Below are 26397 nucleotides of genomic sequence, written 5' to 3'. Positions count from 1 at the left end.
ACATTATATGAAGCTTATAATAAATAAGCTTCATATAATGTATCTATAAGCTTTATATAAGCTTCATGACGGTAGTGAACAGGTATTCACCACGTACTGATAACGTAATCATGATAGAACTCCCTATTTATACGAAATGACTTATCGAGCTAAAGGTCGCCCCGGATAACGATAAAACCGATATCGTAAGGCAACCTGAATCCAATTCTTAAAGCAATTTCAGACGAACGCGAGATTATTCGGGCTATTTCAACGGTTAATAGCCAGCCCCTAGAACGGATACCCGATCGCCAGATGGAAAGCCAGCCCGTCTTTAAACTTGGAAATATTGTAGTATCCCCGTTTATCCGGATTCTTGTAAGGTGTATGCAAAGCGATTCCCAAATCACCCCGGATAACGATGAAACCGATATCATAACGCAACCCGAATCCCGTACCTAAAGCGATCTCATTCAACAATCCGGCAAGCTTAAATTCTCCCCCGGGACGCTTGGAATCATTTCTTAACAACCACACGTTTCCCGCATCCAGGAAAATAGCACCATTCAAGCGATAAGCTATTTTAAAACGTAATTCGATATTCCCTTCCAACTTGATGTCTCCCGTTTGGTCCAGATAAGCCGTCTTGTTGTCACTCTTCTGGTGATAGCTACCGGGACCGATAGAACGGATCGTGAAAGCCCGGATACTGTTGGCTCCACCGATATAAAATTGCTCGCTATACGGCATCACTCTCGAATTACCGTAAGCGTAGCCGATCCCACCCATAAAACGGGTTGCCAGGATCGAGGTTTCGGTCACTTTGCGATAAACGATCACCTCGGAAGTCAATTTCAGAAATTGAGAGTAGATATTACCGAATATCTTTTTTCCCTGTCCCTGATGATCACCGCTAATATACTGTATCGCCGAAAGGATGTTACCCGACGACATGATCATATTTTGCCAATAAAAACGATTCGGGTTACGGGTTGTCGCCGCCCGATCATACGTGTAAGTATAGGCCATTGAAGGGATAAACTGATTTTTGAAACTCATGGCTATCGCCGGGTTATTCTCCATGGTTTCATCAAATTCCTTGGAAGTACGCAACAAGTGAGTATAGCTCAACTTCAAAGGAGTTATCGTGTGATACACCCGCCAGGAAGACTGGAAATCATAACTCGTTGATCCAGTAAAAGAGATCATACGGAAAAACGTGTGCCGGTTCAGAAAATCCATCCCGATCTGGAAATGCGTACGTTCGGCAAAGTCTTTGTTACTCTTCAGGAAATTAGGTACCAGCAACCGGGGTAATGACAACCCGACATTCAAGCCCAGTTCATAAGAATTAATTAACCCCGAATTTGAATTTGCCTGTTTGTTACCTACCTCCCACTCGTAAGCGCCATTCAGCTTGAACGAGAGGTTCTCTCCTCCCCCAAACAAGTTCTTGTTGGTTATACTGAAAGACAATCCCGGTCCCAAAAGATTGTTGGATTTCGACGAAACGTCAACTTCGATCTCGGTCTCGATAGGAAGGTCATACACGGCATTGATACTAAAATCCAACATGCCGTAAGAACCGTTTTTCACGCTATCCGCACGGGTAACATTCAGATTGGTATATTTGAATATCCCTAACCGGGCCAAGCTCGTCTGGGTACGGTTCTGCCGCCAGAAAGCATACGTGTCCCCCGGCAATAAATGCATCGAACGGGCAAGCACTTTCGGTTTCACGTCCAAAGGTTTCGTGTATTTCACGTTTATGCCTTTATAAGATAAGGAGTCTTGTGTTTCCGTCTGGTCGGGTTCTTCCAACACGAGTTCCACATCCCGGACTTTGTAAGGCTGCAAGGCAACAGCAGGAATACCGTGTTTCAAGGCGATACGCACGTCAGCCACCCGCTTTTCCCGTGTCGTGTCGACCAAGAACTCGATATAATCCGATTGAAAATAATAATACCCGCTATTCCGCAATATCTTGGTGATCCGAGCCCGTTCATCCTCCATCGTGTACAGGTTATACTCGGCACCTTTAGTCAGCAGGCAACCTCGTTGGGTTTTCTGAATCAGACTGTCCATTCTCCCTTTCCACCCCCAAAATTCGACATTGCCTAACAAGAAAGGTTCCGGGATATACACGTGATAACTGATCTTTGCTTTCTTCGGATTGCGTTTGTTCGGGATAATCTCGTAACCGGATTGAACCCCGAAATAGCCGTATTCGTTGGCGGCATTATCCACCACCTTCAACCGCAATTCGGGCTGCACGTCGGAGATCAACACGGGCTTTTTCGCCAGCTTTTTGTATATCCAATATTTCAGTCCCTTCTCTTTTTTCAAATTCCAGTTATATACCCACAAACCGACAGGGAAGGGGGATCGGATGTAAGGAGCGTAAAGCGGGTTATTCGGCGGGAAAGATAACGGCCCGGAAATAGCCGAACTCTTCGGCCCTTCCAGCTTCACGCCTTTAGCCGTCTCTATTTTCATTTTCTTGACCCCGGTATATAATACCTCTCCTTCGGTCAACTTTTTCGTCTGCGAGCAGGAAGTTGCCAGGAAAAGTAGACCTAAAATGACAAACAAGTATATATTATTTCCCCGAATTTTCATGTTCAATGTGTTGCGTTTTTTGTTCTACTTGTACTTTCTTTTTACGTCGGAATATATCCATAAATTTCTGGAAGTTCTTTCTCAGTACCACACCGATACCGGTTTGGGTTACTTCACCTTCCAACACGCTTTCATAACCCGTGTGACGGAATAGCTTCAAGAAGAAATTCGGATTCTTTCCAAACACGTACTCGATAGCGATGTCGTCCACCAAATTCTCCTCCACGCCCCCGGCTGCCGGGTCATTATCCGTGGAAATCCGTCCCCCGACTTTTACCCGCACTTTATTATTAAACAACCGTTTCGAGAATTGATAGGAATAATCCGTCTTTTTCGATTCGCCCGCTTCCGACACCTGGTTGTAGGTGTTAATGCCAAAAGTCAGGTCCATGTTTTTCAAATGTTTTCTCGACCATTGATTCAACTCGTTTTCCACGAAATTATTGATCGCGTTATCCGAAGCGTTCGATTTCGCCACGGTTCCCGGTCCCGAATAAGTCCCGTAAATCATCATGTTCATGGCTTCCCTGGAACGCTCTTCCGGGGTCATTGCCGCCAACTGATTCTGAATGGTTATATCCCCTTCTGCCGTAAGATCAAAGGTAATATCCAATTTCTCCAAGGTATTCGAGATTTTAATCTGGGCATTAAAGTTCACCAGACGGGATTTCTGGCTATCATCCGACACGCTGGCCGAAATGGTTTCGGCAGCCGTTATATTCAGCGAGGGGTTTGCCAGATCGCCGGTCCATTCCACGAAACTACCGTCTTGTATCTTAAAATCTTTCTGGCCGATTACCGGTAAACCGTAAGAAACGATCCCGCTTGTCAGGACATAACGCCCCACGAGACGAGTTTCCCCTACCGAATTCAACGTGTAGGTCAAAGCACCTCCCCCGTTGATAGCTACTCGATTCTGCCCGTTTTCCGACAAGAGAACATTCAGGCTTACCAACGGGGCTATATTCACGGTCATCAACAAATCCATGCTCACGGAACTCACCTGTTGCAATTCATCGTCCGCGAGAACTTGAGTGGTGTCACTGAATGAAACGAAACGTACCAGATCAACACTCCGATCTGTCAGCGTCAACGGAGAAGATTTTAACGTGTAAAAGACCTCACTATTATCCAACAGGTTTATATTTCCCCGAATCTTCAAATCCTCTAACATTCCCTTGATCGTTGCCGACAAGTCAACGAATAATTTCCCGTAAACCATGGTTTCCGAATTCTCGTTCACCTTCATGGCCTGAAAATTCCGGGCGGAGATAGAAGCGTCCATAGCAATGGCCGAAAAAGATTCAAAATTCACGGTCCCCAATAGCTCCAACCGCTGTTTGTTCGGGGCTATCAATCCGAAATGATTAAAATTTAACAGGTTATTATTGATTATCATCGCAGAGGAATCTATCTTGAATGTTGTCCCGACCGGTAAGGCCTCCACCGTCCCATCCCGGAAACGAAGATTACCATTTAGCAAAGGCTTGTCGACCTGTCCCTTCACCTGAAAACCTCCATTCAGATTTCCCCCTAATTTCACGATTCCGGGAGGTGTAAAGGCATTGGCCACACGTAACGGTAAATTCGGGATATCAATATCCAAAGCAATATTTTCATCCTCCGTTCCCGTCATTAATTTCCCTTTTGTCAACATAGCCCGCTCCCCGTCAACAGATAAGGTAAAATCCACGTCATGCTCTGTTTGTTGAGATAACTTATACTTGATACCCAATCCCAGATCACCCACGCGTTCTTTCCCGTAATAAAATTCGTCCACCCCAATTTTCCCGTCAACATCAATCACGTTATTCTTACTATACATCTGTATGTCGATCCCCAATATCCCGGACATATCCGGGATAAAGGAAAGGGCTTTCGAGATTCCCCCCAGGTCAATGCCTTTGATATCCACGATTAAAGATTCCGGTTCATGATTGGCTCCCTCTTCCGAAACCAGACGAATCCGCCTGTCACCGTTCAGTAATGACAAATTAGCCGCCGGGATTTCGCCCTGTTTCAACAGGACGAAATTACCCCTATTTACCTGCCACGACTTGTATCCCAGAATAAGCGGATCGGGAGAAATACTCACTCTGAATGAACTATCCTGAATAGCGATATTCGCCCCGATATTAAATATTTCCCCTTCTTGGGTTTCATGTTCCCGCACCCGCACGTTGACCTGATCATACTCTACACTTCCCTCCACGGTCAACTGTGCCAATCCTTCCAACTGATCCTTAGCTCCCCAGACATCCATCCCGTAACGTAAGGCAACCCCTTTTTGCGTGGCATTTATTGATAAACTATCAATAATAATACCTTCGATATCCAACCCGTATATCATGGACTTCAACTCGAAATGATCCGTGTTTCCCGATCCCATGCCTATATCCAGACGCTTGAACCGGATACCGTTACTCTTCAGATAGGCATTCAATAAATTCTCTTGCCCTGCCTCTATGGATAATTGGAAATCCGGAAACAGTTCATTCAATTTTTCCATGTTAAACTCGTGCATCCCGATCTGTTCGGTCAACAATGCACTCGCGGCACTAAAGCGGTCAACCAAGGCATACCCGCCTCCGACACCTTGAAATTTTAATCCTAAATCCCCCGCATCAACATCCAACCGGGTTCTGTCACTAAAACTGGCAAATCCGATATTCAGATTTCCCAATTTACGGGTAGCCAGATCACGCAATACAATATCCGAGAATCCGGCCTTCAAAGAAGAAGTACTATCCGCATTCAGCTCGGCGTTAATATTCAGTCCTAAAGAAAAAGCCAGGTCTTCCGGCATAAAATGCAGCCCTTTCAGATCCACGTTTCTGATGTCCCCGTCCAGATTGGCTTTGTAACCTTTCTCGTCCGACCACAAGCGGAATTTCATTCCCAAATCCAATTCCGGATTATCACTCAATAATTCGCCCTGTAAAATTTTCTCTTTCAAGGAGGCGTCCAAAGCGATGTTTTTATAATCATATCCCCTGTATAAAAGAGAATCCAATTTCATATCTAATTTCGCGATGGCTTTTTCCCAATCAAGACCTCTTCCCGAAGCCAACACACTAGCAGTTACAGCTCCTAACGAATCCTTCGGCATGAACTTATCCAAAGCGAAATCCCGTAAATACACCTCTGCCCGATAAGTATCGTTTTTCCACCCGTAACCCGCGAATACCCGTAAATTCCCTTGTCCCGGTTTCATTTCCAAATCCACCTTTGCCGCTTGATCCGCGACATCAATTCCCGCTGTCAATGAAAGATTGTCCGGAATCACGAATCCAGTTTCTTCCTCTCCCGATAATAACGGTGCGAAATACTTTCCCTCGTCAATAACAAGCGAGACATTCAATTTCCCGGCCACGCGTTCCATATCCGTCACGAAAGAAATATTTCCCCCACTCTTCAATGAAAAACCACCATCAGCCCCCACGTCAAAACGAGCTATATTCAACTGGTTAACCTTCCCATTGACGGAACCTGATAATGTAAATAATTTATCCGTCAACCAATTATCCAATGAAGCGTTCGAATCGGGCATAAACAACAACACGTCTTTCCCGGCAATATTTCCATCCAAGGATAACCGGAATGGCGTATCCATGCCAAAACCACTAATACCATCCTCGGCCCGGACATTCATTTTCAACTGACTGTATTTTGTCTTTAAAACCAGATTCGCCACGTTTACCTGTTCGTTTTCCAAATTCACCCGACAGGATAAATCACGCAAATCCAGGCCATTCCCCTCCTTAAACGCCAAATTCTGGATAATCGCGGCCACCTCGGTTCCCCGGTTGAACACGCTATCCACTTTTAACGAAAGTGCTGAAATCCGGATAACCTCCGGGAATTGTTCCGCTTGAACAGGAACATTTTCCGGTTTCATTAAAAACCGACTATCTGCCAGCTCGACACTCCCCACCCGGACTCTCCAAGGTTTAGTTTCCCCGTCAGATTCTTCAATTTTCCCCTCGTCAGCTTGTTGCTCGGTCATGAGTAAATCACAAAACCCCCGGAGCAATTTCACGCTTTCCAAATCAACCGTCTGTTCTTCCAACTGAACATCGGTTCCTTTCAATAGCGCCTCACCCACTCCGGCATAAAATTCACCCATAGGCAAGCCCTGCAAACGATAATCAATACTATCCAACGTGATCTCCCCGACCTTAAACCGCCAACGGGCAGGATCCCCGCTCCCGGTTGTATCCGCTGATTCGCTCGTTCCCAATTTCATCCGCACGCTTCCACCCCGTAGTGACACGTAGGGGATCTCCGCCTCCTGACGTGCCAGATTTAACCGATCGACCCGAAGATTCAACTCCTTTACCGCGACATTCATATCTAACCCGGAAAGCGAGTCCCCGAAATGAATCGCCGCGTTCTCCACGATCAAACGCCGGACTTCTATCTCTTTATATAAAAGTTTTGACAATGCCACATTCACCTGAATCGCATCAGCATATAACATGGTATCCCGCTCTGTCTGTCCGAAATAAATTTTCTCGACAGCAAGATCAAGCGGGAATTTCAACAAAATTCGTCCCACGGACAACCTCATATTCATGTTCCGTTCCACGTACTGCTCGGCCTTATCCTTCACGAAATCCTGAACAGCAGGAATATACAAAAGAATCATCACAAGAACTATCAAAGAAAAAATTGTCAGGATAGTTCTCAATATATATATAAAAAGCTTACGCAAAAATCTCATCTTTTTCTCTTTATCAAAGATTATATCTGACTGCAAAACTACAATTATTTCTCCAAATCCGACTATCGGGGACAACGCTTTTACCTCACCCACACCTTCCCCTGTCTCTTCCTAACTCATATTCGGAACTGTTAATTTAACGAACAAAGCCATAGGAGTGTTTCGATTCGCATGCTTTTAAACATACAAAAACAATAAAATATAACAAACTATTTCACAATACATTACCATTACACCCACGTGGGAGTGTTTTTTTCTTCATTTTTTTTTCGTAATCTTGCATCTTGGTAGGTAGGGTCCTATCTTGAAATAGGCCCTATCATTTACAAATAAAAAATAATACTTATGTCACTTAAAAGAAATGTTCTTGATTTAAGAAAGAGAAAAGAAATTGTTCTTCAAGGAGGTGGCGAGGAAGCGATTAAAAAGCAAGCTGCAATGGGAAAATTGACAGCCCGGGAGCGTATTGAAGCAATTCTTGACAAAGATTCTTTCCATGAGTACGACATGTTCGTTGAGCATCAGTCAAAAGATTTTGACATGGATAAAAAAGTCCTCCATGGTGACGGTGTCATTATCGGTACCGGAACAATCTATGGAGAACCCGTATGTATTTACGCACAAGACTTCACCGTGGCCGGTGGTTCTCTTGGTTTGATGCACGCTCGCAAAATCACGAAAATTATGGACCACGCCTTAAAGATGCGCGTACCCTTGATCGGTATCAACGATTCGGGTGGTGCCCGTATACAAGAAGGCGTTGACTCTTTGGCCGGATACGGAGAAATTTTCTTCCGTAATACTCAGGCTTCTGGGGTTATCCCTCAATTATCGGTAATTCTCGGTCCTTGCGCCGGAGGTGCCGTGTACTCTCCTGCTTTGACTGACTTCGTTTTCGTAGTTGACAACATTTCCAAAATGTTTATTACCGGACCCGAGGTTGTGAAAACCGTACTGGGTGAAGTGGTAACCATGGAAGAACTCGGAGGTGCCAGAGTACACAGCGAGATCAGCGGTAACGCTCACTTCTTCGCTCACTCTGAAAATGAATGTTTCGAGCAAATCAAAAAGTTGCTGACATTTATCCCGTGGAGCAACGAGGCAAAAGCTAAACCGTTCCCCTCCAAACCGCCTAAACCGGAGTACAAGATCGAAAAGATCATTCCTTCCGACCCGACTCAACCTTATGACGTTCGCGATATTATCCGGGCTGTTGCCGATGATTCGGACTTCCTGGAAGTACAACAAGAATTCGCCAAGAATATCGTTGTCGGATTCGGACGTATTGACGGAGAAACTATCGGATTCGTGGCAAATCAACCCTCGGTTCTTGCCGGAGTTTTGGACTGCGACTCATCCGACAAAGCCGGACGTTTCATCCGTTTCTGCGATGCATTCAACATTCCAATCGTGACCTTCGAGGATATGCCGGGTTACTTGCCGGGTGTTGAACAAGAGCACATGGGCGTTATCCGCCACGGGGCAAAAGTTCTTTACGCTTATAGCGAGGCTACCGTGCCCAAGATCACCGTTATTCTTAGAAAAGCGTACGGTGGAGGTTATATTGCCATGAACTCCCGTCACTTGAAAGCTGACTTCATGTTCGCATGGCCGACGGCCGAAATCGCAGTTATGGGACCGGAAGGAGCTGCTAACATCATCTTCAAGAAAGAGATCATGGCTGCCGAGAACCCGGATGAAATGCGTAAGATTAAGGTTGCCGAATATCGTGAGAAATTCGCCAATCCTTATGTAGCCGCCTCTAAAGGCTATATCGACTCAGTTATCGAACCCGAAGAGACCCGGAAGATACTGAAACACTCCATCGAGGTATCCAGCAACAAGTCGGTATTAACCCCGGCCAAGAAACATGGAATTCCTCCATTTTAATCTAAAATTATACCACGATGAGTACACCAAAATATGATTTATTAGAAATCGACGGATTGAAGTATAAAACCCAGTTCACGGAAAAATTCATCAACCGTAAACAATGGGAAAAACCCGATCCGGGTGCCGTTATCACGTACATACCGGGATCTATCCTAGATCTATACGTGCAAGAAGGCCAAGAAGTTAAAGCCGGAGATCTGTTATGCCTCCTGGAAGCCATGAAAATGCACAATAAAATTCTGGCTCCCATAAGCGGTACCGTAACTAAAATCCATGTCAACAAAGGAGATAAACTCCCCAAAGACGCTTTAATGTTTGAAATAAAATAACTTCAAAGGCTGCCTTAACAGGCAGCCTTTGACAAATATTCAATTATGAGTTTCTTCAAAGCTTTGAATATCGTCAAAACCTACGCCAATCACAAGGCGTTGGATGACGTGTCAATCAATATCCCGGAGGGGGCTATCTACGGGCTACTCGGCCCGAATGGAGCCGGCAAAACCTCCTTAATCCGTATTATCAACCAAATTACCGCTCCTGACTCGGGCGAAATATTCTTTCGGAACGAACACCTGAAGCCTTCCGATGTTGACCGGATCGGTTACCTGCCGGAAGAACGGGGACTTTACAAGAAAATGAAAGTCGGCGAACAAGCCGTTTACCTCGCCCGCCTGAAAGGTATCAGCAAAAACGAGGCAATTATCCGTCTCAAAATGTGGTTTGAAAAATTTGGTATCGAGGCCTGGTGGGATAAAAAAGTAGAAGAACTATCGAAAGGTATGGCCCAGAAAGTACAATTCATCACGACCGTACTTCATGAACCCGAAATGTTGATTTTCGACGAACCTTTCAGCGGTTTCGACCCGATCAATGTCGAATTACTAAAAAAAGAAATTCTCGAACTCCGCAAAAAAGGGACTACCATCATCTTTTCCACCCACAACATGGGTTCAGTGGAAGAAATCTGTAGCCACATTGCCCTGATCAACAAATCACAAAAGATCATCGAGGGACCGATCAACCAGATTCGCGAGAAATACGCGAGCAACACTTATCAACTCAGTTGCCGTTACAACCCGGAATTTTCCCCCGAGCAAACCGTTGGATCAGAATTCGAGATAGTATCCCAACGTGTCGAAGGTGACCGTCAAGATATTATCCTGCAACAAAACACGTATTGCCCGGCAAACACCCTTCTGTCAAGAGTCCTGCCCCAAGCGGACATCATCTCTTATCAAAAGATCATTCCCAGTATGAATGACATTTTTATCAAACTTGTAAAAGAACAAGCATGAAATAATTTTAAATTTTAGATTTTAAATTAAATACTCAACAATATCATAATCCCAAACTGAAAATCGTCATGCAAATCCTCCAAAGATTTCATTTTCAATTTTCAATTTTCAACTTTCAATTATTATGAACAAGATATTAATCATCATAAACCGGGAATTTTCCACCAGAGTTCGCAAGAAAACCTTTCTTGTCGTAACGATCTTCGTCCCGATCCTGTTCGCCCTTTTCTACGCTTTCCTCATGTGGATGTTGCTACGGGACGACAGCCAGCAACGGACGATTGCCGTCATTAACGAGTCGACATTGGAAACCCCGTTCCAACAAATCAACAACACGAGTTTCAATTACCTTGATCAAAACGTACCGGAATCCGATTATGCCGAATTCCTGAAAAAAAATAACTACTATGCCATCACCCGAATTCCCGATAACGTGATGACCCATGCCGAAATTCCGGTATTCTCGACCTCTCAGGTTCCCATGGAACTAAAAAACGAGATCGCCTCCCAACTACGGCAAAAAATAGAGAATGTCAAACGGACCGAGGTTATCGCTAAAAGTCAGGTTCCCGATCTTGAAAAGGAATTGGATGCGACTAAAACACCCGTGATGGTAAGAACCTTACTTGTCACGGACAACGGTGACACCAAAGAAAGTTCATCCGAAATTACTTCTATCATCGGCCTCGTAGCTGGATTGATCATCTATTTCTTTATCTTCATGTATGCCTCGCAAGTGATGAAAGGGGTTATTGAAGAAAAGACCAACCGTATTATTGAAGTACTTGTCTCTTCGGTTAAACCTTTTCAATTTCTACTGGGAAAAATTATCGGGGTGGCGGCCGTTGGTCTTGTACAATTCTTGATATGGATTGTCTTGGGGGGAATCATCATCTTGATCTCACAAGCCCTTTTCATGCCTAATCTTGACCTAGAAGCCCTGAAGAATGCCAATGATTTAAGCATGTTCGCCCAGAACACGGAAATTAACACCGAGCAACTTGCCGTTATCCAAAACCTGGTAAAAACCATTGAACCGATGTTTATACTGAAATTCGTGGCTGCATTCCTGTTTTATTTTATCGGAGGTTATTTGTTATACGCCTCTCTATTCGCAGCTATCGGCGCTGCCGTGGATAACGAAACCGATTCTCAGCAATTCATGACCCCACTTTCGATTATACTGGTTGTCGCTTTATATATCGGTATTGCCGCCATGAAAAGCCCCGAATCCCCCATGGTTTTCTGGAGTTCCCTTATCCCGTTCACCTCGCCAGTAGTGATGCTCGTGCGCATACCATTCGGCGTCCCGGCGTGGGAAATTATCACATCCATGGCTTTACTAGTGGGATCATTCCTTTTCTTCACCTGGTTATCCGGTAAGATCTATCGGGTAGGCATCTTGATGTATGGCAAAAAAGTTACCTGGAAAGAACTTTACAAATGGCTTAAATATAAAGCATAAAAAAAAGCGACTCTTTTCGAGTCGCTTTTTTATATTTAGATCTTATGGATCACCATTCCTGAACGAAGCTTCGGTTCGAACCAAGTTGTCTTCGGAGGCATGATATTACCGGTATCGGCAATGTTAATCAATTGCTCCATAGAAACAGGATACAAAGCGAAAGCAACTTTCATCTCGCCATTGTCAACACGACGTTTCAGCTCACCCAATCCGCGGATACCGCCAACGAAATCAATCCGTTTGGAAGTACGCAAATCCTGAATGTCCAAAATATCAGCCAATACATGGTTAGAAAGGATTGTTACGTCCAATACCCCGATCGGGTCATTATCATCGTAACTTCCGGCTTTAGCGGTTAGTTTATACCATCTTCCACCTAAATACATGCTGAATTCATGTAATTTAGCCGGATGATAAATTTCCGTACCCATATCTTCAACCGTGAAGTGTTCGCCTAATTTAGCCAACAATTGAGCCTCGGTTAAACCGTTCAAGTCTTTTACAACACGATTATAATCAATGATCTTCAATTGATGATCCGGGAAGTGAACAGCCATGAAGAAGTTATATTCCTCGGTTCCGTTATGATTCGGGTTCTTTGATTTGAACTCGGCACCGATACGAGCGGCAGCAGCCGTTCTGTGATGTCCGTCGGCAACATACGTGAAAGGAACTTTCGTCGCGAACAATTCTTCCAGACGTTTGTTTGTATCCGGGCAGTTGATAGCCCAGAAATGATGTCCGAATCCGTCTTCAGCAACGAAATCGTAATCAGCTTTCCGGTTCTTCACGATATCTTCAACGATAGCATCAATTTCCGGTACAGCTTTATAAGCAAAGAATACAGGTTCCAAGTTAGCTTTCACGTAACGGGTCAAGATCATACGATCCTCTTCCTTGTCCGGACGAGTCAACTCGTGTTTCTTGATAATACCGTTCATGTAGTCCTCACAAGCAGCACAACCCACGATACCATATTGAGTTCTACCGTCCATAGTCTGGGCGTAAATATAGAATTTAGCTTCCTTATCCTGAACTAACCAACCTTTATCCTGAAACATGTTGAAATTCTCCACGCTCTTGTTATAAACCGTCTCGGAGTGAATATCAGTTCCTGCAGGACAGTCAATTTCAGCTCTGGTAACATGTAATAACGAACAAGGTTTTCCGGCTGCCATTTGAGCAGCTTCCTCGGAGTTCATCACATCATAAGGCAGACACGCCAACTCTTCGCAAACCTCTTGGGTTGGGGGACGTAATCCTTTAAATGGTTTTACTATTGCCATATATAATTTTAGATTTTAGATTTTAGATTTTAGATTTTAGATTAGGATATCCCCAATTTAAAATCTAAAATTTACAATTTACAATTCTATTTGTTTACTCTAAATTTCTGATCACCTTTTTCAATGAAGTTCACGATCTGGTGAGCGGCAGCCAATCCGGCGTTAACGTTAGCCTCTTCGGTTTGAGCACCCATCTTTTTCGGGGTTGCGAAGAAACGGCCTTCGAATTTGCTGAAACAATCGCAATCCGGAGCGATATCCGTGATATAGTGGAAATCTGCTCTTTCTTCCATTAATTTAGCCAAACCTTCCTCGTCGATAACTTCCTTGCGGGCGGTGTTTACCAACACGGCACCTTTCGGCATATCTTTCAACAAGTTGTAGTTGATAGATTTCTTGGTTTGTTCTGTTGCCGGAATATGCAAAGAAATGTATTGACACATCTTGTACATTTCCTCTGCTGAATGTAACGGAGTAGCTCCGGCATTCTTGATTTGTTCGTCAGTCATGAACGGGTCGAAAGCGTAAACTTCCATTCCGAATCCACGAGCGATACGTCCAACGTTTTGTCCAACGTTTCCGTAAGCGTGGATACCGATTTTCTTACCTTTCAACTCAGAACCTGATTTTCCGTTGAAGAAGTTACGAGCCATGTAAACCATCATACCGAAGGCCAACTCTGCCACAGCATTTGAGTTTTGTCCCGGGGTATTCATGGCAACCACGTTATGAGCGGTACAAGCTGCCAAATCAATGTTATCGTATCCTGCACCCGCACGAACGATTACTTTCAATTTCTTTGCAGCTTCGATCACTTCTTTCGTAGCTTTGTCAGAACGGATGATCATAGCGTCAACGTCAGCCACGGCAGCGATTAATTCATCTTGTGACGTATATTTTTCCAATAATACTAACTCATATCCTTGAGCTTCTACGATTTCTCTGATTCCTTGAACGGCAACCGGAGCAAACGGTTTATCTGTTGCAATTAATACTTTAGTCATGATTCTTGAAATTTTAAGTTTGAATTGCATGTAATCACGCAATTCAAGTAAAAAAGATTTACGATTTCAAACCATAACTGTCTTCACCGAAATGAAAACCAGTTAAAAATCCGAAATCGTAAATTGTAAATTATTAGATATGTTTTGCTTCAAATTCCTGCATTGCAGCAACCAAAGCTTTCACGTCTTCAATAGTACAAGCATTGTAAGTAGAAGCGCGGAATCCACCTACTGAACGGTGTCCCTTCAATCCTACCAAATTCTTGGTCTTGGCGAAATCAAGGAATTCTTTCTCCAATGATTCATATCCTTCTCTCAACAAGAAAGGAATGTTCATTCTTGAACGAGAACCTTCTTTCACAACCGGACGGAATACCTTGCTTCTTTCCAACTCTGCGTAAAGCATGTCAGCTCTTTCGATAGCCAATTTTTCCATAGCTTCTACGCCACCCATAGCTTTCACCCATTTCAATGTTTCTTTCACACCGAAGATGTTCACGCATGGAGGAGTGTTATACATAGATTCTTTATCCACGTGAGTTTTGTATCTCAACATGGTCGGGATCATTCTGTCAGCTACCACGTTATTCAAGAAGTCATTCTTAATAATCACGAAAGTAACACCGGCAGGTCCGAGGTTCTTTTGGCAACCACCATAGATCATGGCATATTTGGAAACGTCAACCGGACGGCTGCAAATATCAGAAGACATATCACAGATCAAGGGCACCGGAGAAGTCGGATCGTAGAAAATCTCCGTACCGCGGATCGTATTGTTTGAAGTGATGTGCATGTAATCCACGTCTGAAGGAATCGTGAATTCAGGATAATAGGTAAACCCGTCAGCCTCAGAAGAAGCAACGATCTCTACCTCTCCCCACATTTTAGCCTCTTTAATAGCAGCTGTAGACCAGGTTCCGGTATTAACATAGGCAGCTTTCTTTTTCAAGAAGTTGAAGGGAATCATGCAGAATTGCATGCTGGCACCACCACCTAAGAAAAGAACTGAATATCCTTCCGGGATGTTCAATACTTCTTTGAACAAAGCAACTGCTTCTTCATAAACAGCTTGAAAATCAGCAGAACGGTGAGACACTTCCAAGATAGATTGTCCCGTGTTTCCGAACTCGATAACTGCTTTTGATACATTTTCCAATGTAGAATCCGGCAATTTACATGGTCCGGCATTAAAAATGTGTTTTCTCATCTCTAAAATATTTAATAGATAATTAATATTAAAATCTTGTTCACAATCGCGTTACAAAGATGCAAAATAAGTCGGTATAAAAGACTTTTTTCCGTAATTTTTATTCGTTTTTATTACACACTAGTTATCAAGCATTTCCACACAAACGCAAACGTTTTTATTCCTAAAAAAGATGAAGCACCCGTTTCCGGGTGCTTCATTATCGTTCAGCTCAAAAGCACCCGACTAAAAGAACGGGGTTTTGACAATTTTGGCTTTCAATGCTTTATTTCTTACACGAATAAAAATTTCAGAATCTAACTTGTGGAAGCCGCTCTTCACGTATCCCGTACCAATAGATTTTCCGGTCCACGGAGAAACAGTTCCCGAACAAACTACCCCGATCTCGTTTCCTTCAGCATCCTCGATCACGTATCCCTGACGAGCAATACCTTTATCTTGAAGTTCAAACGGTTTCATATAACGGGTAGGCTTGTCAGCTTTCAGTTTTTCATGGTAAGCACGATTAATGAAATCATTTCCCGGAACAAACTTCGTGATCCATCCCAAACCGGCTTCAATCGGAGAGTGATCATCATCAATTTCATGACCGTACAAACAGAATCCGGCTTCCAGACGCAAAGTGTCGCGAGCTCCTAATCCGGCAGGTTTGATTCCGAATTCAGCTCCTGCTTCAAACACGGCATGCCAAAGTTTTTCAGCATCTTTCACGTAAGCGTAAATCTCACATCCACCCGCTCCGGTATACCCGGTAGTAGAGAAGATCACCTTATCTATTCCAGCAAACGGGATCTCTTGGAACGTGTAATATTCCATGTCTACCACGTTAGCCGTTGTCAATTTCTGCATAGCCTTCAATGCCAAAGGTCCTTGAACGGCAAGCTGACAAATATTGTCAGAAGCATTTTCCAAATCGGTATCCACGTTCATCCCCAACTCTTTCGCCCATTTCGTGCACCAAGCCCAGTCCTTCTCGATATTAGCAGCATTTACAACCAACAAATACTTTTCAGCACTGAAACGATACACCAAAAGGTCATCCACGATACCTCCCGTCTCGTTCGGGAAACAGCTATATTGGATTTTACCATCCGTAAGGGCAGCCACATCGTTAGAAGTAATCTTCTGCACCAACTCGAAAGCTTTCGGGCCCTTAATCCAGAATTCACCCATGTGAGAAACGTCAAATACACCGACTTTTTCACGAACAGTATTGTGTTCGTCTTTAATTCCCGTGTATTCGATCGGCATGTTGTAGCCAGCAAAAGGAGCCATTCTTGCTCCTAGCTCCTCATGGAAATGCGTAAATGGAGTTGTCTTCATTTTTATATCGTTTAAATATTCATTATATTATAAAGTATTACTATAACACTCCGCAAAGTTAAAACTTTTATCTTTCCCGCCTACCCTTTCTTTAAAAATATTAGCGAGGAAAACAAATCTTCGAAATCAGAAACAATCCGCCCGTCAACTAATTTGTAATCTCGGTAAAAATGATTACTTTTGTTCTAATCAAGTGTAATATAACTTTACTACATATTAATCATTAGAAATTATAAAGCAATGATTCTAAAAGTAACAGAACAAAATGGTATCACCATTGTCGAATTCGCGAATGTGAATCGTTTCACGTTAGCGTTGGCTGATGACGTAAAAACAGAGCTCCGGCCCTTATTAAATAACAAAGATTGTAAAATGCTTTTTGATTTTCATGATATTGAATTCGTGGACAGTAGCGCTATCGGTTGTATCATCGCTCTTTTCAAAACTGCGAAAAGTGTCGGTTCTAACCTGAAACTTTGCAACCTTTCCCCGGAAGTATTGAAAATATTTGAACTCTTACACCTTCAAGTGATCTTCGACATCACAGGTACCCGTGAGAGTTGCATGAAAGCTTACGCGTAAATGAACAAGCCTCCCTACCGGGAGGCTTTCTTTTTATCTTCCAAATTCCAACAAATCTAAATGCCCCGACGACGGACTAGAGACTCTCAAACAACATATTCAAAATTCGTTTACAATCACCTCACAGCTCTTCAAATAGATTTTGGGTATATAAGAAATAAAAAAGCCGCCCAGTAAAGGACGGCTTATATATAGCTCGAAAAACTCGATATTAGTCACCTAAAGTAGCAACCATCACGGCTTTGATCGTGTGCATACGGTTTTCTGCCTCGTCAAACACGATTGAGTTTGCAGATTCGAAAACATCCTCGGTTACTTCCAATCCGTTCATGCCGAATTGCTTGTAAACGTCACGACCTACCTGAGTTTCCAAGTTGTGGTATGCCGGCAAGCAGTGCATGAATTTGCAATTCTTGTTTCCCGTCAATTCCATAACTTTAGCGTTAACTTGATACGGGGTTAACAATTTAATACGTTCTGCCCATACTTCAGCAGGCTCACCCATAGATACCCAAACGTCAGTATACAAGAAGTCACAACCTTTCACTCCTTCTTCCACGTTATCAGTTACGGTTACAGTAGCTCCGGTCTCTTCTGCAATAGCCTTGCAAGTTGCCACCAACTCTGCATTCGGTTGCAATTCTTTCGGGGCAACAATGCGAACATCCATACCCATCTTAGCACCACCAACCATCAAAGAGTTACCCATGTTGAAACGAGCATCCCCAAGATAAGCGAAAGTCACTTTATTCAGCGGTTTATCCGTGTGCTCCATCATAGTCAGGAAGTCTGCTAGGATCTGAGTCGGGTGGAATTCATTGGTCAGACCGTTCCATACCGGTACCCCAGCATAACGAGCTAACTCTTCAACGATATCTTGACCGAATCCGCGGTATTCAATACCATCATACATACGTCCCAACACGCGGGCCGTATCAGCCATAGATTCTTTTACGCCAATTTGAGATCCGGAAGGACCAAGATAAGTTACATGAGCACCTTGATCATAAGCAGCTACTTCAAAAGCGCAACGGGTACGAGTTGAAGTTTTCTCGAATATCAAAGCAATATTTTTACCTTTCAAACGAGGTTGCTCGGTTCCGGCATATTTTGCTTTCTTTAAATCAGCAGCCAAATCCAACATGTATTTGATCTCTTTCGGAGTGAAGTCCAACAACTTCAAAAAGTTTCTGTTTCTCAAATTAAAAGCCATAACTTTATTATTTTAGATTTATGTTTTAAACTTCAAATTGGAAGTGCATAACACCTCTTTTAAAATTTGTCAAAAGTAATATATCCTATCGAGAATTAAAAACCCATTCTCAATTTTCAATTCTCAATTTTCAATTATCTTCTATCGTCCTCGTATTCCATCGTAATCTTGGAACCGTATTTCCGATCTTCCAGTTTAGTTGCTTCCGTGATAACAGATTTCTGACCGCCATTTTTAACAAAACGCAAGCATGCCCGGATTTTCGGAGCCATACTACCTTCCGCGAAAACACCCTCTTCCAGGTATTTCATCGTGTCGGCATAGTCAAGGAATTCCAACACTTTCTGAGTCGGCTTCTTGTAATCCTTATAGATATAAGGTACATCCGTCAAGATATAGAATTCATCCGCTTTCACGCGGGTTCCCACCATGGCAGAAGCCAAATCCTTGTCGATCACACCTTCAATCGGTTGGATATCCCCTTTTTCGTCGATATATACCGGGATACCACCACCTCCGGTCGTGATCACGATATTTCCCTCGCGAGCCAGACGTTCCACTAAGTCGGCATTCATAAAGTCTTTCGGATCCGGAGAAGGAACCACGCGACGCCAACCGCCTTCCACTTTAATCTCTTCTTTGAAAACCCAACCTTTTTCCCGTGCCAACTTATCTGCCTCATCTTTCATGTAAATCTTACCTACACGTTTGGTCGGGTTCTGCAATGCCGGGTCATTCTTATCCACGATCACCTGAGACACCATCGAGATCACGTTCCGTTGTAGCCCGTGTTCTTTCAAAATATTGCGCAAGTTACGCTCTATCATGTATCCGATTTGTCCTTGCGTGAAAGCCACACATACATCCAATGGCATGGCCGCATTACCATATTGCTCAACACCGGCAGCGTTATCCATCAAAACGTTTCCAACTTGTGGACCGTTTCCATGAGAAATGATCAGGTCGTACCCTTCCTTTATTAAATAGACTAAATTTTCTAACGTGTCAATCGTATTGGCATTTTGCTCTTCAATCGTTCCTTTTTGATTTCCTCTCAGAAGAGCATTACCTCCTAACGCGATAACTGCTAACTTTTTCTCCATTACTCGTATTTTAATTTATTATATTCCTTTTCGTCTAAAAATTCTGCGTTCACAAAGCTAGCGAAATTAGTTATACAAAAAATAGGTAAAATTCATTTTTATAAAAATATAATACCCTAAAATTCAATATCTTGTATAAATATTCTTCCCATTTTTATAAATATGCAGCGCAAAAAAGCAACTTTTGCCTCCCCGGAAAAAATTTAAGCATTTATTATTCTTAACCATCTCTTTTTTTGTACCTTTGCGATATGCAAAACGAAAACAAACAACCATCGAGAAATTTGTTCCAGCGATTTGCAAACAAATACACGTTCGTGGGACTACTATTTGTTATATGGATCGCTTTATTCGATAAATACAGCTTTATCGATCGGTTTCAGTTGTACACGAAAATCAACCAACTGGAAAGCGAGAAAGAGTATTATCGGGAAAAAATTGAAGAGGACAAACGGAAGAAGGAAGAGTTGTTGGGAAATCGGGATAACCTGGAGAAATTTGCAAGGGAACAGTATTTAATGAAGAAAGAAAACGAGGATATTTTCATCATTGTAAAGGAATAATCTATTGGGAAGAATTATTGCTATTGATTACGGAAAGAAAAGAGTGGGTATTGCCGTCACTGATCCATGCCGGATTATCGCAAACAGTCTAACCACTGTCAGATCTCACGAAGTATTACAATTTCTGCAGGACTATTGCTCGAAAGAAAAGGTAGATATCATTGTCGTGGGCCATCCCAAGCAAATGGATAACTCGGATTCGGAAAGCATGACCTATATCAAGCCGTTCCTAGTCGCCCTCGGGCGTAAACTCCCGAACATTCCCGTCGTTATGTATGACGAACGCTTCACGTCGGTTCTGGCCCACAAGGCCCTGATCGAGGGGGGGGCGAAAAAGAAACAACGACAGGACAAAGAAATCATCGACGCCATCAGCGCGACAATTATTTTGCAGTCTTATATGGAATCACAAAGAAATTTGAATATTTAGAAGATGCTTTTACCTATTTACATTTACGGACACCCGATTCTTCGGAAAGTTTCCGAAGACATTACCCCCGAATACGAGGGATTAAGTAAGCTACTTGATGATATGTGGCAAACCATGTACGAATCAGACGGAGTGGGTCTGGCAGCCCCGCAAATCGGAAAAAACATTCGTATTTTCGTGATTGACGGCAGCCCGTTCGAAGAACTGGACCCGGCATGCAAGGATTTCAAAAAAGCTTTTATCAACGCACATATCCTAGAGCGCACGGGAGAAGATGTCCCCTTTAACGAAGGATGTCTGAGCATTCCCGGCATTCATGAAGATGTCATGCGAAAGGACCGGATCAAAATCGCATACCGGGATGAGAACTGGGTGGAACACGTGGAAGAATTTACCGGAACGCGTGCTCGTATTGTTCAACACGAATACGATCATCTAGACGGAATCATGTTCACCGATCACCTGTCAGCCTTGAAGAAACGTTTATTAAAAGGTAAACTGAGCAACATCAGTGCCGGGAAATTTAAACAGAGTTACAGGGTTATTCTTCCGAAATAGACCTCATGAAATCCTTTAATTTTAAATTTTAGATTTATGATTTTTCAATCTAAAATCTAAAATTTAAAATTCAAAATCTAAAATTAATTTGCGTCCCATCCACTGGCATCGATATCCTTTCCTCTTCCTCGTGATTCCATTAATCTCAGGTAATATCGCCAGTCGGTATCTAGCTCATCTCCCTTCTATCGCTATTCTTTGCTCTATCATCGTATCTTTCACGTTACTTTTAAGCATTCAAAGATTACGTTCCGGGGCCTCATTCGTTATCTTTACTTTTATCGGACTTTTTTCGACAGGAGTGTATCTAACTGAAACAAGGCTCCCCCCGATCATTCCCGGTAACACCTACATACTGGAAGGAAGATGTGATCGGATACTGTCTCCCGGAAAGATCATCGTTTCCGGTCACCAGATATACACGTACTTACAAATCCCGGATTCCATGAAAGTTTCGATTGGCGACTCGCTTTCATGTTCCGCCCGTTTGTACCCGTTGGTGATCTCGCAAAACCAACATGATTTCAATTACAACAACTACTTGCACAATCAAGGGATCAATGTTCGGGGGTTTCCCATAAGTGCCATACAAAAAACAGGACATTCCCACAATCTCTATTCCATCAGTCATTCCGCACAGGTCTACTTATTATCCAAGTTACAGCGGGTTGTACCGGACAGCACCACGTACCGTTTACTCGCCGCCCTTTGCCTAGGAAATCGTCAGGATGTGCCTCCCTCCATGAAACAACTTTTCCAAGAAACGGGAACGATTCATCTACTCGCGATTTCAGGATTACACATGGGAGCTATCTTTATATTACTTTCCTATCTGTTAAAATTATTCCGCCTCAAAAACAAAAAGTTCAGACTAATCCTTATCCCGTTGATATGGATCGCCACGGGTATCACCGGTTTTTCCCCTTCCGCTTGCCGGGCTGCTGCCATATTGAGTTTTATAACGATTGGTCAGGCTTTTCGACAGGAAACGATCTCACTAAACGCCATTGCTGCAGCCGCATTCTTCTCGTTACTCGTGAAACCGGAACTACTCTACTCGGTCAGTTTTCAGATGTCGTATGCCGCTTATACCGGAATCATACTTATCTACCCGCTAATGAAAATAAAAAAAGAACTCCCCGAATTACTCCGAAAAACCTACTCTCTTTTCTGTGCCAGTTTCTCGGCACAAATTCTGACACTCCCGATCATGGCTTATTATTTTCATTCAATCAGCCTGAATAGTATCCTGATTAACATTATCGCTGTTCCGGTCGCCACGCTTCTTTTATACGGGGGTATCATCCTACTGTCTTTACCGGGATTCATCAGTATCTACCTAGCATACATTGTTTCAGGTCTCACCCACATCTTTATTTTTAGCTTGGAACTATTCTCCCGTATCGTCATTAATCTCCCGGACTTATACCCGACAAGCACGCATATCATTCTGGTTTATACCATCATTATATTTACCATTATTTATCTGATCACAAGGACTCGACAAATCTTAAAACTTCTTTGTACAACTGTCGGCATACTCGTTATCTTCACGTGTAGTTATACTTATTACAGGCAAACCGGACAAGAAATCGTCATCTGCAACACCTACAAACACTCCACAATCTTGTTGAATTACAAAGGCTATTACACCTATTTGAAAAATACGGATACCCTTCCCCGTCTATCTTCCTACATTTCCGCCAATCAATTACAAGCATTGCCCCCGCATGACGCATTTAGCGGGGAACAAATTAAATATGCCGACAATCAGTTTCATTCATCCAGATATACCGTTGCTATTCTTGATCAAACACACCCTACTCATCCGAACAGCGATATCCTTATCGTGACAGAGAACACCTATCCCCCGATCTCCCCGCATCCCCATCTTCTCCAACTTATCCTGGATAATTCAAATTCACACGGATGTACCAAAGCCTGGGAGGAATTCTGTTTCAAGCACCAGATTCCCATTTTCAAAACAAACGAACTGGGAACAATTGTTATTCCACTGAAAGAGGGTAAAAGTTTATAAGGTTTATAAAGTTCATGGACCCCTGCGGGGCGCTTTATTTCCGGCAACTTGAGCTGTCAATAGGTAGGATTCGAAGACCCCTCATGACTTAAGACATCCTTTGTATTTTAGATTGAGAAACTCTAAATTGAGAGATCCGGCAGCTCAAGCTGCCGTGGTAAAGCGCCCCGCGGGGGTCCACAAACCTTATGGACTTCATAAACTAAAAAAACTCATGGGATTCTATGGAATTCAAATTATAATGCTTTATTTTGCTCGTTAAATAACACCATAACAAAAATGGACATTGTCATAGCGGGAGCAGGAGAAGTAGGAACACATCTCGCGAAAATGCTTAGTAAGCAAGAACATAATATCATGTTGATTGACAGCGATGAAGAAAAACTTGAATTGCTTGGAAGTCAACTTGACGTCATGTCTATCGTGGGATCTTGTACCTCAATTGGTGCATTGAAAGATGCAGGAGTGCACAAGTGTGATTTGTTTATTGCTGTCAATCACCAGGAAGACCAAAATATAAACTCAGCGATTTTGGCCAAAAAACTGGGAGCCAAACAAACGATTGCCAGAGTTAACAATAGCGAGTATCTGGAAGATGAAAACAAAGAATACCTGAAAATGATCGGTATCGATTCGTTGATCTACCCGGAACGACTTGCAGCCGAAGAGATCGTGGCTTCATTGAAACAAAGCGGTTCTCGACAGTTACACGAGTTCTCGGATGGTCGATTGCAACTTCTTGGAATCAAACTATGGGAAAATGCCCCGGTATTAAACCTGACCCTGATCAAAATGGCAGAAAGGTACGGAGCCCAACATTTCCGCGTAGTAGCCATCAAAAGAGCCGAACACACAATTATCCCGCGAGGAAATGACTCCTTCCGTTACGGTGATCTGGTATTTATCGTGACGAAACCTTTTTACGTACCCAATGTATTCGCCCTTTGCGGTAAATCACAATACGAGGTAAAAAATGTCGTTATCGTGGGAGGTTCCCGTATCGGGATCAAAACAGCTTCCCTACTCGAAAAAAATTACAATGTCAAGATTATCGAAAAAGACCGGGAAAAGTGTATCCTCATCGCCGATAAATTAAAATCAACACTGGTAATCAACGGTGACGGTAGAGATTTGGCCCTACTACGGGAAGAAGGTATAAAAAACACGGATGCATTTATCAGTGTAACCCATTCCTCTGAAACAAACATCCTGTCTTGTCTGCTTGCAAAAAAACTGGGCGTGAAAAAAAGTGTTGCCGAGGTTGAGAACATCGACTACATCGATTTGGCCGAGAACATCGGTATCGGGACTCTCGTCAACACCAAATTGATTGCAGCTTCACATATTTATCGTTACACCATGAACGTGGACGTCAAACACTTAAAATTCCTCACGTTCTCGGAAGCGGAAGTATTTGAAGTCACGGCAGAACCCGGCTCAAAAATCACACGCAAGACATTAGCGGATATGAGTTTCCCGGATAACGCCACGGTAGGAGGAGTTATCCGTAACGGGGACGCCATTATCGCAAAAGGAGACGTACAAATTGAGGCTGGAGACAAGGTCGTTATTTTCGCCCTACCCAGCGCAGTGAAGAAAGTAATCAAATTGTTCCAGAAATGATTAACTTCAGGTTCATTACCAATATTATAGGAAAACTACTGTTTGTCGAAAGCGCTTTCCTGATCCTGTGTATTATCGTAGCTTTAATATACGGAGAAAGCGATGTCATGGCTTTCGTCTATTCATCCATTATCACGTTGACCGTGGGAAGCCTTATGGCCTTTAGCGTGAAGGTAAAAGACCGAGTACTTGCCAAGAAGGACGGTTATTTCATCGTAACCTGCACCTGGGTCATATTCACAATCTTCGGCTGCCTGCCCTACTTGTTCGGCGGAACGATCCCTTCGATCGTTGACGCAATCTTCGAGACCATGTCCGGGTTTACGACAACAGGTTCTTCCATTTTAAGTAATGTTGAAGCCTTACCGCACGCCACCCTGTTCTGGCGTTCCCTAACGCAATGGATGGGAGGTATGGGTATTATCGTGCTACTTTTGGCCATCATACCGGGATTAGGAATAGAGGGACGTGACCTGTTCGTTGCAGAAGTTCCCGGTCCGACTCATGACAAATTCACGGCCACATTCAGGTCCACAGCCCGGCGCATGTGGTACCTCTACATTTCGCTAACAGCAGCTCAGATGATATTTCTTCTTCTAGGAGACATGGACCTGTTCGATGCCATCTGCCATGCATTCACGACGATGGCAACAGGGGGATACTCTACCAAACAGGCCAGTGTTGCCTATTGGGATTCAGCTTATATCCAATATGTATTTATCGTATTCATGTTCATAGCCGGGACAAACTTCGGGTTACTCTACGTGATGATACACGGTAAATTCCGCAAATTATTCCACGATGAAGAATTCAAGTTATACCTTTATATCACGCTTGGGGCCAGTGCGATAATCGCGGTCGTTTTATTCCTGAATGGTTATGCCAATCTCGAATTAAGCATCCGTGAATCCTTGTTCCAAGTCGTCACGATCCTGACGACAACCGGATACGCCACCGCCGATTACCTACTATGGCCGGCACTCACGGGAGCCATCATCTTTGCCCTATTATTTATAGGCGCATCAGCCGGTTCAACCTCCGGGGGATTAAAATGTATCCGGCTTAACTTACTATTCAAAAATTCGTTTATCGAGATGAAACGAATCATCCACCCCAACGGAATCATCAACGTCAAATACAACGGGAAAAGCGTTCACCCGAACATCATGACCGGAGTCATGGGTTTCTTCATTTTATACATGTTCATATTTGCCATCTCAAGCTTGATCATGTCCTTGTTCACACAGGACATTTCCACGGCCTGTAGTGCGGTTATCACCAGCATGAGCAACGTGGGACCGGGATTTGGTGAAATAGGCCCCATGAACAATTTTGCCAATTTACACGATTTTGCCAAAATCTTCTTATCTATTCTAATGATGGTAGGTCGTTTGGAAATCTTTACAGTACTCGTGTTATTCAGCAAGACTTTCTGGAAAAAATAAACTTATAATTTGGATCTCACCCAAAGAGAGGTATTTCCGGAGTTACGA

At 43.2% G+C, this 26397-nt stretch carries 19 protein-coding genes; 11 read left to right on the top strand and 8 right to left on the bottom strand.

What is annotated here, in order from left to right; all coding sequences use genetic code 11:
* Window positions 1–270 precede the first annotated feature (270 nt).
* Both DWW52_RS18720 and DWW52_RS18715 read right to left on the bottom strand, forming a co-directional pair.
* A complete protein-coding gene (locus DWW52_RS18720; RefSeq protein WP_118717239.1) occupies window positions 271–2598 on the bottom strand; it encodes a BamA/TamA family outer membrane protein in 2328 nt (775 codons plus the stop codon).
* On the bottom strand, window positions 2579–7246 hold the full coding sequence (locus DWW52_RS18715; RefSeq protein WP_158582667.1) for a translocation/assembly module TamB domain-containing protein: 4668 nt from the start codon (window positions 7244–7246) through the stop codon (window positions 2579–2581). Before DWW52_RS18715 ends, DWW52_RS18720 begins: the two co-directional genes overlap by 20 nt.
* A gap of 420 nt (window positions 7247–7666) precedes the next feature.
* On the opposite strand from DWW52_RS18715, the gene DWW52_RS18710 reads away from it, so the two are divergent.
* From DWW52_RS18710 to DWW52_RS18695, 4 genes are all read left to right on the top strand, one after another.
* Window positions 7667–9211 carry an acyl-CoA carboxylase subunit beta gene (locus tag DWW52_RS18710; RefSeq protein ID WP_118717235.1) on the top strand — a complete coding sequence of 515 codons (1545 nt, stop codon included), beginning with the start codon at window positions 7667–7669 and terminating at the stop codon, window positions 9209–9211.
* A gap of 17 nt (window positions 9212–9228) precedes the next feature.
* On the top strand, window positions 9229–9543 hold the full coding sequence (locus DWW52_RS18705; RefSeq protein ID WP_118717233.1) for a biotin/lipoyl-containing protein: 315 nt from the start codon (window positions 9229–9231) through the stop codon (window positions 9541–9543).
* Window positions 9544–9588: 45 nt separating this feature from the next.
* Complete coding sequence (locus DWW52_RS18700; protein ID WP_118717231.1) at window positions 9589–10509, top strand: ABC transporter ATP-binding protein; 921 nt, start codon at window positions 9589–9591, stop codon at window positions 10507–10509.
* 124 nt (window positions 10510–10633) lie between these two features.
* Window positions 10634–11974 carry an ABC transporter permease gene (locus DWW52_RS18695; RefSeq protein ID WP_118717229.1) on the top strand — a complete coding sequence of 447 codons (1341 nt, stop codon included), beginning with the start codon at window positions 10634–10636 and terminating at the stop codon, window positions 11972–11974.
* A gap of 35 nt (window positions 11975–12009) precedes the next feature.
* Here the strand turns inward: DWW52_RS18695 and DWW52_RS18690 are convergent, their stop codons facing one another.
* The 4 genes from DWW52_RS18690 to gcvT all read right to left on the bottom strand — a co-directional run bounded on the left by DWW52_RS18690 (window position 12010) and on the right by gcvT (window position 16794).
* Entirely contained in the window at window positions 12010–13260 is a 1251-nt protein-coding gene (locus DWW52_RS18690) for a DUF1015 domain-containing protein (RefSeq protein ID WP_118717227.1), read from the bottom strand.
* Window positions 13261–13346: 86 nt separating this feature from the next.
* Entirely contained in the window at window positions 13347–14264 is a 918-nt protein-coding gene (locus DWW52_RS18685) for a 3-phosphoglycerate dehydrogenase (RefSeq protein ID WP_118717225.1), read from the bottom strand.
* 133 nt (window positions 14265–14397) lie between these two features.
* Window positions 14398–15471: a 3-phosphoserine/phosphohydroxythreonine transaminase gene (serC, locus tag DWW52_RS18680; RefSeq protein WP_118717223.1), complete on the bottom strand. Its 1074-nt coding sequence runs from the start codon at window positions 15469–15471 to the stop codon at window positions 14398–14400.
* 225 nt (window positions 15472–15696) lie between these two features.
* Entirely contained in the window at window positions 15697–16794 is a 1098-nt protein-coding gene (gene gcvT, locus DWW52_RS18675; protein WP_118717221.1) for a glycine cleavage system aminomethyltransferase GcvT, read from the bottom strand.
* Window positions 16795–17034: 240 nt separating this feature from the next.
* On the opposite strand from gcvT, the gene DWW52_RS18670 reads away from it, so the two are divergent.
* Window positions 17035–17376: an STAS domain-containing protein gene (locus tag DWW52_RS18670; protein ID WP_118717219.1), complete on the top strand. Its 342-nt coding sequence runs from the start codon at window positions 17035–17037 to the stop codon at window positions 17374–17376.
* Window positions 17377–17587: 211 nt separating this feature from the next.
* On the opposite strand, the gene DWW52_RS18665 is transcribed toward DWW52_RS18670, so the two are convergent.
* Entirely contained in the window at window positions 17588–18589 is a 1002-nt protein-coding gene (locus DWW52_RS18665; protein ID WP_118717217.1) for an ornithine carbamoyltransferase, read from the bottom strand.
* Between the two features lie 134 nt (window positions 18590–18723).
* Window positions 18724–19692 (bottom strand): carbamate kinase, encoded by a 969-nt coding sequence (locus tag DWW52_RS18660; protein ID WP_118717215.1) that lies wholly within the window; start codon window positions 19690–19692, stop codon window positions 18724–18726.
* A gap of 251 nt (window positions 19693–19943) precedes the next feature.
* Between DWW52_RS18660 and DWW52_RS18655 the strand changes: the two genes are divergently transcribed.
* The 6 genes from DWW52_RS18655 (at window position 19944) to DWW52_RS18630 (ending at window position 26349) form a co-directional block, all read left to right on the top strand.
* Entirely contained in the window at window positions 19944–20255 is a 312-nt protein-coding gene (locus DWW52_RS18655) for a septum formation initiator family protein (RefSeq protein WP_233556984.1), read from the top strand.
* Window positions 20256–20259: 4 nt separating this feature from the next.
* A complete protein-coding gene (gene ruvX / locus DWW52_RS18650) occupies window positions 20260–20685 on the top strand; it encodes a Holliday junction resolvase RuvX (RefSeq protein ID WP_118717211.1) in 426 nt (141 codons plus the stop codon).
* A gap of 3 nt (window positions 20686–20688) precedes the next feature.
* Window positions 20689–21243 (top strand): peptide deformylase, encoded by a 555-nt coding sequence (gene def / locus DWW52_RS18645; protein WP_118717209.1) that lies wholly within the window; start codon window positions 20689–20691, stop codon window positions 21241–21243.
* Window positions 21244–21373: 130 nt separating this feature from the next.
* The gene (locus DWW52_RS18640) at window positions 21374–23281 is read left to right on the top strand and encodes a ComEC/Rec2 family competence protein (protein WP_148315408.1); all 1908 of its coding nucleotides are present in this window, start codon (window positions 21374–21376) and stop codon (window positions 23279–23281) included.
* 279 nt (window positions 23282–23560) lie between these two features.
* Window positions 23561–24904 carry a Trk system potassium transporter TrkA gene (gene trkA / locus DWW52_RS18635; protein WP_118717205.1) on the top strand — a complete coding sequence of 448 codons (1344 nt, stop codon included), beginning with the start codon at window positions 23561–23563 and terminating at the stop codon, window positions 24902–24904.
* Window positions 24901–26349 carry a TrkH family potassium uptake protein gene (locus DWW52_RS18630; protein WP_118717203.1) on the top strand — a complete coding sequence of 483 codons (1449 nt, stop codon included), beginning with the start codon at window positions 24901–24903 and terminating at the stop codon, window positions 26347–26349. The genes trkA and DWW52_RS18630 overlap by 4 nt, the downstream gene beginning before the upstream one ends.
* Window positions 26350–26397: the final 48 nt, after the last annotated feature.

Source organism: Odoribacter sp. AF15-53 (genome assembly GCF_003479425.1).
GTDB lineage: Bacteria > Bacteroidota > Bacteroidia > Bacteroidales > Marinifilaceae > Butyricimonas.
The sequence above is the reverse complement of the archived record's forward strand: the minus strand, read 5'-3'. Positions and strand labels throughout refer to the sequence as shown.

What these genes read in the sequence shown, in the direction of transcription:
- DWW52_RS18700 (WP_118717231.1), top strand. Translation starts at nt 9,589, where the DNA reads ATGAGTTTCTTCAAAGCTTTGAATATCGTCAAAACCTACGCCAATCAC.
- DWW52_RS18630 (WP_118717203.1), top strand. Translation starts at nt 24,901, where the DNA reads ATGATTAACTTCAGGTTCATTACCAATATTATAGGAAAACTACTGTTT.
- DWW52_RS18665 (WP_118717217.1), bottom strand. Translation starts at nt 18,589, where the DNA reads ATGGCTTTTAATTTGAGAAACAGAAACTTTTTGAAGTTGTTGGACTTC.
- DWW52_RS18685 (WP_118717225.1), bottom strand. Translation starts at nt 14,264, where the DNA reads ATGACTAAAGTATTAATTGCAACAGATAAACCGTTTGCTCCGGTTGCC.
- serC (WP_118717223.1), bottom strand. Translation starts at nt 15,471, where the DNA reads ATGAGAAAACACATTTTTAATGCCGGACCATGTAAATTGCCGGATTCT.
- DWW52_RS18690 (WP_118717227.1), bottom strand. Translation starts at nt 13,260, where the DNA reads ATGGCAATAGTAAAACCATTTAAAGGATTACGTCCCCCAACCCAAGAG.
- DWW52_RS18660 (WP_118717215.1), bottom strand. Translation starts at nt 19,692, where the DNA reads ATGGAGAAAAAGTTAGCAGTTATCGCGTTAGGAGGTAATGCTCTTCTG.
- DWW52_RS18695 (WP_118717229.1), top strand. Translation starts at nt 10,634, where the DNA reads ATGAACAAGATATTAATCATCATAAACCGGGAATTTTCCACCAGAGTT.
- DWW52_RS18705 (WP_118717233.1), top strand. Translation starts at nt 9,229, where the DNA reads ATGAGTACACCAAAATATGATTTATTAGAAATCGACGGATTGAAGTAT.
- DWW52_RS18670 (WP_118717219.1), top strand. Translation starts at nt 17,035, where the DNA reads ATGATTCTAAAAGTAACAGAACAAAATGGTATCACCATTGTCGAATTC.
- DWW52_RS18720 (WP_118717239.1), bottom strand. Translation starts at nt 2,598, where the DNA reads ATGAAAATTCGGGGAAATAATATATACTTGTTTGTCATTTTAGGTCTA.
- trkA (WP_118717205.1), top strand. Translation starts at nt 23,561, where the DNA reads ATGGACATTGTCATAGCGGGAGCAGGAGAAGTAGGAACACATCTCGCG.
- gcvT (WP_118717221.1), bottom strand. Translation starts at nt 16,794, where the DNA reads ATGAAGACAACTCCATTTACGCATTTCCATGAGGAGCTAGGAGCAAGA.
- DWW52_RS18715 (WP_158582667.1), bottom strand. Translation starts at nt 7,246, where the DNA reads ATGATTCTTTTGTATATTCCTGCTGTTCAGGATTTCGTGAAGGATAAG.
- DWW52_RS18655 (WP_233556984.1), top strand. Translation starts at nt 19,944, where the DNA reads ATGCAAAACGAAAACAAACAACCATCGAGAAATTTGTTCCAGCGATTT.
- def (WP_118717209.1), top strand. Translation starts at nt 20,689, where the DNA reads ATGCTTTTACCTATTTACATTTACGGACACCCGATTCTTCGGAAAGTT.
- DWW52_RS18710 (WP_118717235.1), top strand. Translation starts at nt 7,667, where the DNA reads ATGTCACTTAAAAGAAATGTTCTTGATTTAAGAAAGAGAAAAGAAATT.